The organism is Pseudomonas sp. B424, from assembly GCF_055408345.1.
Genome location: NZ_JBUZTL010000008.1, coordinates 78,008 through 92,048 on the forward strand (window position 1 = coordinate 78,008; position 14,041 = coordinate 92,048).

The 14,041-nt window shown below is 52.9% G+C and carries 11 protein-coding genes; 3 read left to right on the forward strand and 8 right to left on the reverse strand.

Annotated features, from left to right (window positions below; genetic code table 11):
• Nucleotides 1-55 precede the first annotated feature (55 nt).
• Nucleotides 56-865: an NYN domain-containing protein gene (locus tag ACZRMS_RS11950; RefSeq protein ID WP_095060553.1), complete on the forward strand. Its 810-nt coding sequence runs from the start codon at nt 56-58 to the stop codon at nt 863-865.
• Nucleotides 866-1,309: 444 nt separating this feature from the next.
• Here ACZRMS_RS11950 and ACZRMS_RS11955 read toward each other — a convergent pair whose 3' ends face one another.
• The 8 genes from ACZRMS_RS11955 to ACZRMS_RS11990 all read right to left on the reverse strand — a co-directional run bounded on the left by ACZRMS_RS11955 (nt 1,310) and on the right by ACZRMS_RS11990 (nt 10,252).
• Nucleotides 1,310-1,609, reverse strand: coding sequence for a ribbon-helix-helix domain-containing protein (locus ACZRMS_RS11955; protein WP_181127636.1), 300 nt, complete (start codon nt 1,607-1,609; stop codon nt 1,310-1,312).
• A 119-nt stretch (nt 1,610-1,728) separates the two neighbouring features.
• Entirely contained in the window at nt 1,729-2,016 is a 288-nt protein-coding gene (locus ACZRMS_RS11960) for a c-type cytochrome (RefSeq protein ID WP_181127635.1), read from the reverse strand.
• Nucleotides 2,017-2,133: 117 nt separating this feature from the next.
• A complete protein-coding gene (gene gloB, locus ACZRMS_RS11965; RefSeq protein ID WP_181127634.1) occupies nt 2,134-2,928 on the reverse strand; it encodes a hydroxyacylglutathione hydrolase in 795 nt (264 codons plus the stop codon).
• Nucleotides 2,925-4,493 (reverse strand): GMC family oxidoreductase, encoded by a 1,569-nt coding sequence (locus ACZRMS_RS11970; RefSeq protein WP_181127633.1) that lies wholly within the window; start codon nt 4,491-4,493, stop codon nt 2,925-2,927. Before ACZRMS_RS11970 ends, gloB begins: the two co-directional genes overlap by 4 nt.
• A gap of 12 nt (nt 4,494-4,505) precedes the next feature.
• Nucleotides 4,506-5,066 carry a tat (twin-arginine translocation) pathway signal sequence gene (locus ACZRMS_RS11975; protein WP_181127632.1) on the reverse strand — a complete coding sequence of 187 codons (561 nt, stop codon included), beginning with the start codon at nt 5,064-5,066 and terminating at the stop codon, nt 4,506-4,508.
• A gap of 212 nt (nt 5,067-5,278) precedes the next feature.
• On the reverse strand, nt 5,279-5,671 hold the full coding sequence (locus tag ACZRMS_RS11980) for a VOC family protein (RefSeq protein WP_181127631.1): 393 nt from the start codon (nt 5,669-5,671) through the stop codon (nt 5,279-5,281).
• Nucleotides 5,672-5,815: 144 nt separating this feature from the next.
• Nucleotides 5,816-7,393: a glutamate--cysteine ligase gene (gshA, locus tag ACZRMS_RS11985; protein ID WP_181127630.1), complete on the reverse strand. Its 1,578-nt coding sequence runs from the start codon at nt 7,391-7,393 to the stop codon at nt 5,816-5,818.
• A gap of 3 nt (nt 7,394-7,396) precedes the next feature.
• Complete coding sequence (locus ACZRMS_RS11990) at nt 7,397-10,252, reverse strand: FAD-binding and (Fe-S)-binding domain-containing protein (RefSeq protein ID WP_181127629.1); 2,856 nt, start codon at nt 10,250-10,252, stop codon at nt 7,397-7,399.
• A 384-nt stretch (nt 10,253-10,636) separates the two neighbouring features.
• On the opposite strand from ACZRMS_RS11990, the gene ACZRMS_RS11995 reads away from it, so the two are divergent.
• A complete protein-coding gene (locus ACZRMS_RS11995) occupies nt 10,637-10,852 on the forward strand; it encodes a hypothetical protein (protein ID WP_258198160.1) in 216 nt (71 codons plus the stop codon).
• 612 nt (nt 10,853-11,464) lie between these two features.
• On the forward strand, nt 11,465-13,816 hold the full coding sequence (locus ACZRMS_RS12000; protein ID WP_181127628.1) for an AAA family ATPase: 2,352 nt from the start codon (nt 11,465-11,467) through the stop codon (nt 13,814-13,816).
• Nucleotides 13,817-14,041: the final 225 nt, after the last annotated feature.

Here is a 14,041-nt window from a genome sequence, read left to right on the forward strand (position 1 = left end):
CTTTGTTCATCCGTGATTTAACGGTATGTTGAAGTCCTCAACTCAAGGACGACCCATGGCCATCCACGCACCCACCCCCACGCAAAAACACTTGGCAGTGTTAATCGACGCCGACAATGCTCCCGCAGCAATTGTCGAAGGTTTATTCGAAGAAATCGCCAAGTACGGCGTCGCCAACGTCAAGCGGATCTATGGCGACTGGACTGGCCCTCAGTTGGGTGGATGGAAAAAGGTGCTACTCGACCATTCGATTCAGCCTATCCAACAGTTCGCGTACACCAAAGGTAAGAACGCAACAGACAGTGCCTTGATCATCGACGCAATGGACTTGCTGTACACCCGACGCTTCGACGGTTTCTGCCTGGTTTCGAGCGACAGTGACTTCACCCGCCTCGCTTCGCGGTTACGAGAAGAAGGTTTGACGGTCTACGGGTTTGGTGAAGAAAAAACCCCGAGACCGTTCGTGTCGGCCTGTGACAAGTTCATCTATACCGAATTGCTGCGCGGTGAAGTGCTTGTTGCTGCAAGCAATGGACATGGTCGACCCGAACCTGAGCCACCTGCTGAAATCGAGGCCGTCAAAGTCGCCAGTACGCCCGAAGTAAAAAAGCTACCCAAGGCACCAGTAAGTTTCATCGCAAAGATCTTGGATGACATTGCCGATGAGGACGGCTGGGCTCACTTGGGTGCGCTGGGCACCAATATCAGCAAATTGAGACCTGAGTTCGACCCTCGCACCCATGGTTATAAAAAGCTCAGTGAGTTGATCAAGGGGTATCCGGATACGTTTGAACTGCAAACTAGAGGAACGTCGGGAGTGGGTGGTTCAATACTCTATGCCCGGCACCGGCAGCCGAGCTCGTAGCCCCCGTCACCAACGACCGCTCTTGGCCGTAGTGAGCCATTCGCCTCCAGGTCAAGATCAACCCCGTGAAAGCAACTTCAGGCCATCTGGACGCAACTCGCCCTTTGGCGAGACGTGCCGGTACAACGTCTGTCGAGTGACGCCGAGTTCCCCACACAGACCGCCAACCACGGTTTTCGGGGTTCGGGGAGCAACGGAACAGAAAGTGTACTTAAGCCCAGTGCCTGCCTGCAGGCCCGCGTTTTGTCTGGGAAGTTCGATAAAACCACCGTTTTATGAAACCGTTACGGCGAGTACCAAGGAAGCCAATAACACCCCGAAAAGTGGTGCGATAAACTCGTTTTGCTAATCAAAGTTCGCTAATCAACAACCTCTGATGGGAAAAGCGAACTCTAATTCGTGCTTACGTTGGTTTTCGGTTCCATTGCGCCCCAAACCCCAAAATCAGGCGCTGCGGTTTACCAGCTTAAGAGGTGCGGCACTGCGCTGTTGAGCCAGGTATCGAGTGCAACAAACCCGTAGAAATGAGGAGAAGTTCACCACCTCATCGCGAGCTTTGGTGATCTCCTCATAGAGATTGGTGATCAACTGGTTGGTGGTCAGGCTCTCCCCAGCGGCCATCTCTGTGAGGATGTCCCAAAACTGGTTTTCCAGTCGCAGAGTCGTGATCACGCCGTGTATACGCAACGAGCGTGACCGAGATTCGTACAGTATTGGATCGGCTTTGATATACAGCTCGCACATTTTGAGGCCCTACCCGGTAAAAGCTGGATTATTTCCCTCTTCAGGCAACGAGAGGTAATAGGCCAATACTACACTTGGCGTACCAGTCAGGGTTGCACCGTTGCCTCTGCCCAACAGACTCATTTCGAAATCCAGGCAATGACCGCTGCCAGGTCTTCCGGGCTGCAGTCCATGCACAGCCCCCTAGGCGGCATGACGTTTAGCCCCTCGGTGACGTTCTTGAGCAGTACGTCCGGGCCCTTGTCCAGGCGAGGTTTCCAGGCGGCTTGATCACCCTTTTTGGGCGCAATAGGCAATTGTCCGTTGTGACACATGGCACATGACCGATTGAAGACTACCTCCGGCTCTTGAGCCGCATGGGCACTCGATATCACGAGTAAAAAGGCAGCTGCCAGAATCTTTTTCATCGTTGATCTCATCAATTGTTTTTATTTTCTAAACACCCTCTCGGACCATCACTACCCATTCGTAATCATGAGTGCGCAGGGTAGTCACGAGCCCGCAGAGGCATACTTGTCGACGGTCTAAAAGCCGTTTTTCCATTCGCGCAACGATTGCAAACAGGCGGCTGGCGTTGTAATGCTCGCCGGCGCATGGTTTTGCGATGCCGCCTGAACTGCGGGGACAGACGTTCGTAGAAACGGATTGGTGGCCTTTTCCAGGCCAATCGTCGAGGGCAGGGTGCATGCCCCCCGAGCCAGTGTTGACTCCACCTCCAGCAAGCGATCGGCTATCTGCTTGTTGTCGGGTTCTACAGCCTGAGCGAAGTGCAGGTTCCCCAAGGTATATTCATGCGCGCAATAGACGCGCGTGGCGTCGGGCAATGCCGCCAGACGCTCCAGGGAGTCGAGCATCTGCCCGGCGGTGCCCTCGAACAGTCGACCGCATCCTGCAGCGAATAGTGTGTCGCCACTGAAGAGGATTTGGTCACCCGGCAGGTAAAAGGCGACATGATCCAAGGTGTGTCCTGGTACGGCAATGACCTGCACAGTACGTCCGAGCACCTTGATCTCATCACTGTCGCCCACGACCAGGTCCAGACCTGGAATCGACGCCTGTGCCGGCCCTATCACTCTGACGTTGTACTGTTGCTTGAGCTCATCAATACCGCCGACATGGTCATGATGATGATGGGTGATTAACACGTCGCTAAGCGTCCACTGCGGATGCTCGTTCAACCAGTCGATGACAGGTTGAGCATCCCCAGGATCAACGGCTGCGCAGTGGTTCTCATCCGGATTGAGCAGCAGCCAAATGTAATTGTCGGTGAAAGCCCTCAACTCGAGGACTTCCATGCCGCCTGTTTTTTGCGCCGTCATGCTGCCTTGGCCTTGAGAGCTTCGGCAATATAGTCGGCTTGGCGAATGGCCAGGCTCACGATTGTCAGCGTCGGGTTCTCCGCGCCACTGGTAGTGAACTGGCTCCCGTCTGAGATGAACAGGTTTGGCACCTCGTGGCACTGTCCGTGTTTATTGCAGACACCATCCGCCTCTTTGAGACTCATGCGACACGTGCCCATGTTATGGGTGGAAGGGTAAGGCGGAACCCGGTGTGTCTTGAGCGCGCCAACTGCTTCGTACACCGCGCTGCCTTGTTTGAAGGCGTGTTCACGCATGGCAATGTCATTGGGATGGTCATCGTAGTGAACGTTGGCCACTGGTATCCCGAAACGATCCTTGGTGTTATCGCTCAATGTGATGCGATTGCTCTCACGAGGCATGTCTTCGCCCACCAGCCACATGCCGGCAAGGTGAGTGTAATTGTCCATGACTCGGGCGAAATCCTTGCCCCAGGCACCAGGCTTGAAAAATGCCGCCATGAAAGATGGCCCAAGAGAGATGGTTTCCATTTCGTAGCCGCCGACAAAGCCGCGGTCAGGATTGAAATGCACCTCGTCACTGATCAGGCCCGCCATGATCGTGCCTCGGTAGAAGTGCACAGGATCGCTGAATTCGGCGAAAACAGAGCCGGTGGTGTGCCGCATGTAATGTTTGCCGACCATGCCTGATCCGTTGGCCAGTCCGTGCGGAAACAATGTGCTGGAGGAGTTCAAGAGCAATCTGGGCGTTTCGATTGCGTTGCCCGCTATCGCGATGATGCGGCCTTTCTGCCGGTGCAGTTGACCCTTTGCATCGGCGTACACAACGGCGCTGGCACGTCCCTTTGCATCATGTTCGATACGAACCGCATGGGCTTGCGTTCGCAGTTCAAGCTTACCAGTCGCTTCGGCGGCGGGAATCTCGGTGTAGAGCGTTGACCATTTCGCCCCCATTTTGCAGCCCTGAAAGCAGAACCCGAGCTGCATGCATTGCGCGCGCCCTGCACGGGCGCGGCTGTTGATGGCCATGCGTCCAGTCGAGCAATGTTTATAACCGAGCTTCATTGCACCGTTGTACATCACTTGGAAGTTATTGTTGCCGGGCAATCCAGGAATGTCATTGGTGCGGGTGACGCCCATCTTGTCCTCAGCACGTGCGTAATAGGGCTCCAGCTCAGCTAAGGTCAGTGGCCAATCCAGCAGGTTGGCGCCTTTTACTTCGCCGTAAGTCTCTCGTGCCCTAAATTCGTGCTCTTGTAAGCGGATGCTGGCTCCGGCCCAGTGAGTAGTGGTGCCACCCACCGTCTTGCAGATCCACGCGGGTAGATTGGGAAAGTCCTTGGCAATCTGCCAAGAGCCCGACGTGGTGCGGGTATCGCCCCAGGACAACTGTTGAAACGAAGGCCATTCATCATTGATGAAGGTCGCCGAGGATTGACGCTCACCCGCTTCGAGAAGAACGACCGGTACGCCCTTTTGGCACAACTCGTTAGCGAGGGTCCCGCCACCCGCACCGGAACCTATGATTACTACCACCGAATCGTCGTCAAAACTGTAGGTTGTCATGCTCGTTACTCCTCAAGAAAAAGCGCTGGGACTGGCTTCTGCTGGAGCGGCAGGCAGCCACTTCAGATCATTGAAGCCACGCATCAGATATCCGCCTTTAGGAAAGGAGGCGCCTTCGTAACCGAAATGGTGGTAAGCCAGCTCGTTGCTGTATAGCGAATTGACCGAGGTGCTTCTGATCAAAACGAAAAAGTCGGAATGTTGAATGTCTTCAAGCAGGGCGACTTGTCTGTTTTCATCGATACTTGACCAATGACCACCCGCCAGTCGATCCAGGTCGGACAGACCTTTATCAAGCAGGGGGAGCACGGAGGGATCGGTGGATGCTCGCTCGTCGAGCGCCTTTACGGCAAAGGCGTAGACAGCATCTTCCATACGGTCATGGGGGTAGATACGGCGGATCACCAGCAGTACCTTCGCCGCAACATCGCTGCTCAGGGTATTCATCTCCATGGCCCATGAGCGGCTGGGAGCCAGCAGGGCGATGGGGCCGGAGCCGAATATAAGCGTGCCCAACAACAACCCACCGCTTCCTTGCAGAAAACGGCGACGATTGATCTGTACGTCTTGCATGAAATGTCTCCTTTTTATTTTTATAAGGAGTGACGGCGTCACGGTCGAATCATGGAGTGAGGTCTAACGGGAGAGGTAGGAACGTGTTACTACATAAGACCAATCCAATCGGGCGTTTGCTTTCAGAAATGATTCGCATTAAAAAATAAAACCATCTTGAGGGTTCTGAGCTGGCAGGTGCCCAGGCCATCGATTTCGGTGCTCGCACTTCTTTATTGGTAGTGACCACCCCGTTGCAATACTTCGATTTTGTAACCATCGGGATCCTGAATAAAAAAGAATCGTGCGAGCAGAACGCCGTCTCTTTTAAATTCCTTGATAGGGGCCGGTGACAAATTCAGATCCAGCAGCCGATTGAATTGCTGGTCCAGATCCTCGACGACAAAGGCGGCATGACCGTAGCCGCTGCCATGGGTGTATTCGCTTTGTCCCTTGTTCCAGGTCAGTTCGATTTCTGCGCCGCTCTCGACATCTCGCAGGTAGACCAGGGAAAAATCGTCGAACTCCAGGCGATGAGTTTCTTTGAGCCCAAACACTTCCTGATAGAACTTCATGGATTGGTCGAGGTTGCCCACGCGAATCATGGTGTGAATAAATTTTGCCATTCCATCTACCTGCATTTTTTCGTGATTCTTGGATTTTGTGTCAAGCACATTTGACTTCATGATGAGGCGAACATGGCTCGGGTGGGTAATAGAGGGTTACTACGTTTTTACAGGGGTACGGAATTCTGCGCCCATTGAAAATGATCACGAGTGGAGCTGGGAAATACGGCTGATGTAAGATTGGACATAGGCGTCGAGCTCGCCTATGGAGGCTCGCTCAAGCGCTTGCTGATGCAACCTTGAGGTGACGCTCAGCGCCTCCAGATTCGACTGTTCGTGGCCGGCCAGGCCCTTGAAGTATTCGGCGTGCTGTTTGCTCTGAAGCAGGCCGAACCGCGCCAGGCTCAATTTACGTTTTCGCAGCGCTTCCAGCACCTGTGCCGAAGGTGTCAGGGTGCAGTTTTCAACCTTGTCTCTTTGTGATTTTACGGCCTCGGTATGGAGGTCGACAGCCTGGCTTCGATCCAGCAATGCGGCGAGAGGCTGAATGCTCTCGAACAAATCGAAAGCCCAGGTTTTCAATTCGATGTTCTGTCCTTCCCTCAGCAGTTGCAGCCCGGGTCGACGACCTTCTTTGGCGACCTTGAGGAAATTTTGATCGGCATGCAGTTGCTCATCACTGCCCAGGCGCGGGCTGTCCTGCAGCGCGCAAAACAACAGAAACGCATCGAGAAAGCGCATTTGGACAAGATCTATTCCCGCTGGCATAAATGGATTGATATCCAGGCAGCGCACTTCCACGTATTGAATGCCCCGTGACAACAACGCCTGAAGCGGTCTTTCGCCGATATCTGTCACACGTTTGGGGCGAATACTGGCGTAGAACTCGTTTTCAATTTGCAGTGTGTGAGTGCTCAGCTGCACCCGTTCGCCCGCTTGGTGAGTCCCCATTTCCTCATAGCCTGGATGGGGAGTGGAGACCGCGCGGCGTAACATTTCTATGTAATTGCCAAGGGTGTCATAACTCGGATTGAGGTCGGATTGGGCTCGGCTTTGATAACCCAGATCGCTCATGCGCAAGCTGGTGGCAAAGGGCAGGTAGAGGGTGTGCTCATCAAAATGTTCGAGTGCGTGCGCGCTTCCCTTGAGAAAGCTGGACTCCACCGCTGGGGAGGCGCCGAACAGATACATCAGCAACCAGCTGTAGCGTTTGAAATTACGAATCAGGGCCATATAGCAAGCTGACTGATAATCCTGCAGGTCCTGTGTATCACCTTCCTCCCGTTGCAGAAGCGCGAAGAGCGCTTCGGGCATCGAGAAGTTGTAATGAATGCCGGCAATGCAGTGCATTTTTTTGCCATAGCGTAAGGCCAATCCTTTGCGGTAAAGATATTTCAACTGCCCTGTATGTGACGTGCCGTAATAGGCGATCGGTATATTTTCTTCTTCCGGGAGGGGGCATGGCATGGATAGGCTCCATAAATATTCCCCTTCAAGCTTGCTGCATGCGAATCGGTGGATTTGCTCCAGGCAGGTCAAGGATTCCACTACCCCCGGCATGGCTGGAGTGATGAATTCCAGCAAGGATTCGGAGTAGTCGGTGGTTATCTGCGGATGGGTAAGTGCCGAACCCAGTGCGGCAGGGTGCGGTGTCAATGCAAGGAGTCCCTCGCAATTCACGCGCAAACATTCGCGCTCAATCCCTCTCAGGCATTGACTCAACAGGTCGCAATGGGCCGGTTGCGCCAGCAGCCTTTGTCGACGAAACAGAAGATCACTCAAGGGTCATTCCTGCGCGCACAGTTGGGTTGATGAGACCGGTTGCTCTGCTGTTCCGGTCTTTTTTCGGGTCACTCGATCCACCAGATACACCAGACTGTGGTAATCGATCCCGCCATGCTGGCTCAGGCCGATTTCACAGGTGCGGCTGGTGGAAATCCCTTCGCTGCAATACTGCACGGCGTCTTTCAACGTGCGCAGCGAATGTGCGTTCAGCTCGGGTGTGGTGAAGCCCTTGTCGCCGGCAAACCCGCAGCAGTGAATGCCTTCGGGGATGACCACGTTGTTGCTGCATTTGCGCGCCAGATCGATCAGCGCCTGGCTTTCGCCAAGGTGCTGGGTGCTGCAGGTGACATGCACCGCGATGGGCGCTTCCTGCGGCGTGAACTGCAGTCGATCCATCAAGTGCGTACGAATGAAGCGCACCGGGTCGTACAGGTCCAGGCGTACATCGCCCAGGTCCTGGGTCAGGCGCAAGGTGCAGGGGCTGGTGTCGCAGTAGATGGGGTCGAGTCCGCCACGGCTGGCGTGGAGCAGGGCGCCGATCAGTTCCTGGCGTTTGTGTTCGGCCTGTTCGGCATAACCCTTGGAGGCGAACGGCTGGCCGCAGCAGAGGTTGTCCAGGTTGTCCGGGAAGACCACTTGATAACCGGCTTTTTCCAGCAGGCCGCGGGTCTTGTCGTACAGCGATATTTGTTCCTTGTCGCCCGCGGCCGGCCCCATCGCGCGTGAGACGCACGCGGCCAGGTACACCACGCGCGGGCGTTCGTCGTTCACCGAGGGGCTGAAGCGAATGGCTTTTTCCGGTTGCGGCATGGCGTTGGTCCACTGCGGGACCTGACCTTTGGACAGCTTCGTCAGCGTCGCCGAGAGTTTTGCCAGGCGTGGCGCGCCCAGCAACATCCGTGCGCCATTGGCCACATGCAGGGTAAAACGCGCCCCTTGCAGCGCCGTGGCGAAATTGCCTTCAAGCCAGTTGGCGGTTTTCGCATGCGTTGCCTTGCGGCTGCGCAGTTTTTTCACCAGATCGCCAGTGTTGATGCCGACCGGGCAACGTTGCGCGCAAAGGCCGGTGGCGGCGCAGGTGTCGATGCCCTGGTATTCATAGGCGGCTTCGAGTTCGGTGGTGTCGATGCCGGCGCGTTTTCTCGCCTGAATGTCGCGCCAGATCACGATGCGTTGGCGTGGACTCAGGGTCAGGCCTTTCGACGGGCAGACCGGCTCGCAGAAGCCGCATTCGATGCACTTGTCCACAATCTCGTCGGCGGCCGGCAAGGGCTTGAGGTGCTTGAGGTGGATCTGTGGATCTTCGCTGAGCACCACGTCGGGGTTGAGGATGCCGTTGGGATCGAGCAGCCGCTTGAGTTGCCACATCAACTGGTAGGCATCGCTGCCCCATTCCAGTTCGACGAAGGGTGCCATATTGCGCCCGGTGCCATGCTCGGCCTTGAGCGAACCGCCGAACTCGACCGCCACCAGTTGCGCCACGTCGTCCATGAACGCCTGGTAGCGGGCGACTTCTTCCGGGTTGTTGAAGCCTTGGGTGAAGACGAAGTGCAGATTGCCTTCCAGTGCATGTCCGAAAAGGATCGCTTCGTCGTAGTGATGTTTGTCGAACAACTCGATCAGCCGGTTCACGCCGATGGCCAGTTGTTCCACCGGGAAGGTCACGTCTTCGATGATGACCGTGGTCCCGGTTTTACGCACCGCGCCGACAGCGGGGAAGGTGTCCTTGCGGATCGCCCAGAGTCGGGCGTTTTCCAGCGGGTTTTCGGTGAAATCGACTTGTTTCTCTACCGGGAACGAGGACAGTGACCCCATGATCCGCGCCAGTTGTTCCTGCAACAACGAGGAGGACGCCGCGCGGGATTCGATCAGCAGGGCGCAGGCATTGTTCGACAGCTGTTGTACGAAAACGGGCATGCCGGGCTTGTCCTGTACCGAGCGCAGGCTGCGCCGGTCCAGCAACTCTACCGCTGACACCGGTTGGCTTTTCAGCACGGTGACGGCGTTGCAGCAGGTTTCCACATCCGCGAAGACGATCAGCGCCGAGGCCTTGTTCGGGTGATCGATCACCGTGTCGTAGGTCACTGAACTTATGAAGCCGAGAGTGCCCTCTGAACCTACGAGCAGATGACTGAGAATGTCCACTGGATCATCGAAGTCCACCAGGGCGTTGAGTGACAGGCCGGTGGTGTTTTTCAGACGGTACTTGTGACGAATTTTCGCGGCCAAGGCTGAGTTGTTACGCGTCTGTTGCCCAAGAAGAGCCAGGCGCTCCAGCAGTTCGCGATGGCTCTCATGAAATGCAGTACGACTCAGTGCATTTTCTGTGTCTACAAGCGTCCCGTCAGCCAGAACAAATCGAATTCCAGCAAGTGTGTTGTAAGTATTCTGAGCGGTGCCACAACACATGCCGCTGGAGTTGTTGGCGACAATGCCGCCGATCTTGCACGCATTGATAGACGCAGGGTCCGGGCCGATCTTGCGCCCAAATGGTGCCAGCCAGGCGTTGGCTTGTGCGCCGATTACCCCCGATTGCAGGCGGATTTGCGTGCCTTGGCCACGGATCTCGCGCCCGTTCCAGTTATCCCCAAGCACTATAAGCACTGAATCGCTGATGGCCTGACCGGACAAGCTGGTGCCAGCAGCCCTGAATGTCACAGCAACACCGTCAGCTTCAGCCAATTTCAGGAGCTGAATGACTTCATCTTCGGACTCTACTCGAATTACCAGTTTTGGGATGAGTCGGTAGAAGCTGGCATCCGTGCCGAAAGCCAGGATGGACAGCTCGTCATCGAATCGCCGCGCACGCGGAATTATTGTATTTACAGCTTCACGAAATCTGACAGGCAGGCTCACAGATCCTCCGGCGAAGTGGGGCAGGGCAATGACTCATCTCAATGGAAACAAGTCCATTGGTCAGCAGGCCTGCATTTTTGTGATTGTTGTATCGATCTTCGCTCGTTTTGCTTGGAACACCGGGCGTTTGGCGGCTCAGGTGTAAACACGGCAATTAGCCGGTTCCAGAGAGATTGAAGGGCGATTGCAGGTAGGGTGATGATCCATGTTCCAGATCATGGCGGTATCGCGCAGCGGGAGGGTAATAGCCTGGTACTACTACGCGTTGCGCGTTCCCGAAGTTCCAAGCCTGTCGTGGAGATTGCATGACGGATGGTGTGATTCTCGATACCTATGACTCGGTTACTCGGCCAACCCCAACGCCATTTTTCGACCAAAGCGTACATGGCTCGAATCATTGCGATATTCATGGTGGCTATTCCACTGTCTAATTTCATCGGCTCGCCTTTGTCGGCACTGCTGTTGAACATGGACGGTGTGGCAAACTTTTCCGGTTGGCAGTGGCTGCTGATGCTTGAAGCAATCCCGGCGATCATTTTGGGATTGCTGGCTTTGAAGGTGTTGCCTAATCGGCCGAGCGAAGCCAAATGGCTGACTTAACAGGAGCAGGATTGACTGAGCGGACAGTTGACCAATGATCGGGCGGGACGCGAAAGCACTACGCAGAAACACCCTCACAGCGTGAGCGGCATGCTCAAGGCCGTGTTCACCAATAAGTACATTTGGGTACTGTCGGGCTAAGAGCAGAACAGCACCCTTTGAATCGCCCCAGATTTCGTAGACACCTCCAAGCCTCAACGGAGGCCTGCTAAGACACTACGGAACAGTCCGCTTTTGGCCGTTTTTTGCCGGTCAAGGCCACCCAGCGTGCTGGTCAAATCCGATGCAAACGACTGGTCAAGTCGAATGCAAATGGGTGGTCAAGTCCATGCAATTAAGCAAGCCAATGGCCCATCCGGCGCTGGCGAGTTCCAGGCGCTGATTCTCTGTGTCTTGAAGGGCGGTTGATACGCGTCCGTATGCAAAAGTGACCATTTGCTATTTTCTCCTGTAGGAATACGGTGTCGAAAATGGGACGGCCTGTCAGAAAGCCAAGGCTGTTTTCCTGACAGGGAAGCAAGGAAATTTTGGGGATGCCAGAAAACAGTCGTATTCTGGCGTTCGTGAGGACGAGCATTCTAATAATGTTGTCGAATTTTTCGGAGCAGGGACGTGCTAAAACGAGTATCAAAAATTCAGAATGTAGGTCGCTTTCGCAACTGCACTCCCGGTCGAATAGAGTTTAATAAAATTGCAATAATTTTTGGTCTGAATACTTACGGTAAATCTACTTTAAGCGATATATTTTCTAGTTTGAAAGCTAGGCGCTCAGAATCAATAAAGAAACGGTTGTCGATTCCTTTGGATCAGGCTGATCAAGAGGTTGCGCTTAGCTTTCAAGAAGAGGGGCAGAAAGAGGTTACCGTTTTATACAAAAATGGTAACTGGCAAACTGAGCTTCCGGCGTCTTTAAGGATGCATGTCTTTGATGACGGCTTCTATCATCAAAATTTGTTTGCGGCAAGGGAGTTTACACGTCAGACCAAGGAGCAATTCAGTTCCTTTGTTCTCGGTGCAGAGGGCGTTGAGAAAGCGCACCTGATAGCTGAAAAAAATAAAGCAAAAGCTGAAGCGCTTAGAACTAGAAATAAACTAGGAAAAGATGCTTTTGGTGATGTTTCGGATGTTTCGAAGTTTATTGCTCTAGAGGTTGATGACGATAAAGAGCAACTCGAGAGTAGCAGAGATCAACTGCGGGACGAGTGGTCTGCTATATCAAGACAAAAGAAACAGATGGAGCAGATTCTCGGTAGGGAAATGTTAAAGCCGCTGCGTTATGATAATACGTTGGTTGCTAGTTTTGATGCGCTGAATAGTGCGCTTGTTAAAACTCATGAGGGAATTCATGAGGAGGCAAAAAAAGCTGTATCTAATCACATCGAAAAATGCTTCAAAGAGGAGCGAGGGGCAGAGGCTTGGATAAGGGAGGGCTTAGGTCGGGCGAAAGGTAATGATTGTTTGTTCTGTGGGCAGGCGTTCGGTAGTTCTGCTAATGATTTAATGGATTTTTATAGGCTTAGTTTTGATGCTGGGTTCAAGCAACACCAAGAGTCTGTCTCGCGCGCACTTGATAGTAGTGGCGAAAAAATTGCAAGGTTTGAGCTTTCTGGTGTAAGGCTGCTACTTGAGCAAAATGCCAAAGTGATACTGTTGTATCCGGAGTTGGCTGAGCAGCCATTATTTCAACAGTATTCAAAAACGGTTGCTCAAGAGGAAGAAGCTTTAAGTGCTATAGTAGAGCGCTGGGTGGAAGATTATGCAGAAACTTTTTCAGTGGTTAGTAGGCTTGTTGAGCAAAAGAAGGCCGCTCCTCAGTTAGCGTTTGAAATGGTTGATTTTGGTGCGTGGAAAGAGATTCTTGAATCTTTAGACTCGGCTGTTGAAAAATACAATTCATCAGTGAGGCTGGTTCATGAGATTGTTCGCCAGTTTAAAGAGGGCTTAAGTCATGAGTTGTTGTCGGAGAAGCTGGCGAAGCTAAAAGCGTCAGGTGATGACATTAACTTGAAAATAAAAAGATTGGAAAGGGTAGTGCAATGTGAAGAGTGGTTGCTGCTTGATAAGCAGAATAATGATTTGGCAGATGAAATCCCTAAACTCCTTGAGCAACTAAGGAAAGAACAAAGCGAATTTATTGATTCTTTCTTTGATCGGGTAAATAGATGCTTTGTTGATTTTGGTAGTAAAGACTTTAAGTTGGTGAAAGGTATAGATGATAGGGGTAATACACCTATCTATTTTCTCAAGGTTTTGTTTAAAGATAATGTGATTGCTGAGTCTAACATTGATCGAGTTTTTAGTGAGTCAGATCGTAGGGCTCTCGCACTTTCGGTTTTTTGGGCTTCTTTAATCGGTCAAACAGAAGCTGAGCTCGCTGGGTCTATCGTAGTGTTCGATGACCCTGTTACCTCATTTGACTCCAATAGAGTAGGGGCGGTTCATCGTGGGATTATTAACTTGGCGGCAGAGGTTCGGCAGGTCATCATTTTGAGCCACTATGAGCAGGGGGTGGCGGACTTATTAGTTAAGCACAAGAAAAATAAGCCGCTCAGTTTTTGTATGATTGATAATGTTGGGAGTGTGTCGTCTATATGTATGGGGGATATGGATGATTTTATTAAAAGTGATCATCAGAAGAAGCGTGACGAGATTTTCGGATTCATTGAGGCAGTTACACCAGGATGTGCTTCAGGAGATCTGAGGGTGTTCTTGGAGTATGAAATCGATCACCGGTTTGCTAAACAGATGGCGCAATACAAACTTGGTGCGCTGGCGCTGGGGGAGCGCATCGACGGTTTGTTTGACAATGGATGTATTTCATCTGGTGTGAAGGAAGAGCTTCATGCTTGGCGAGAAGATTTAAACCCAGCTCATCACCTTTGGACCGGAAATAATATTGAAGACCAAAGAGAGACAGCGGGTCGATTTATGACTTTTGTCTATCATGGGCTAAAAGGTCTTTAATGCACTAGCATAAATTGAGAGTGCTTAGCACAGTGAGCTGGTGTAAATGTGAGAATTGTCATGGAGCCGAGCGCAATTTTGCGCTCGCTCTCGGTCGCGTATGTGCGTTAATTTTTAATACGGATGTGAGATTGCTATCGATGACGCCATTCTCTGAGTTGCCAGTGATTCTGTAGACTGACAGTTATGCATCGGTAGGTGCTTCACGGTAGGTTGCTGACCACC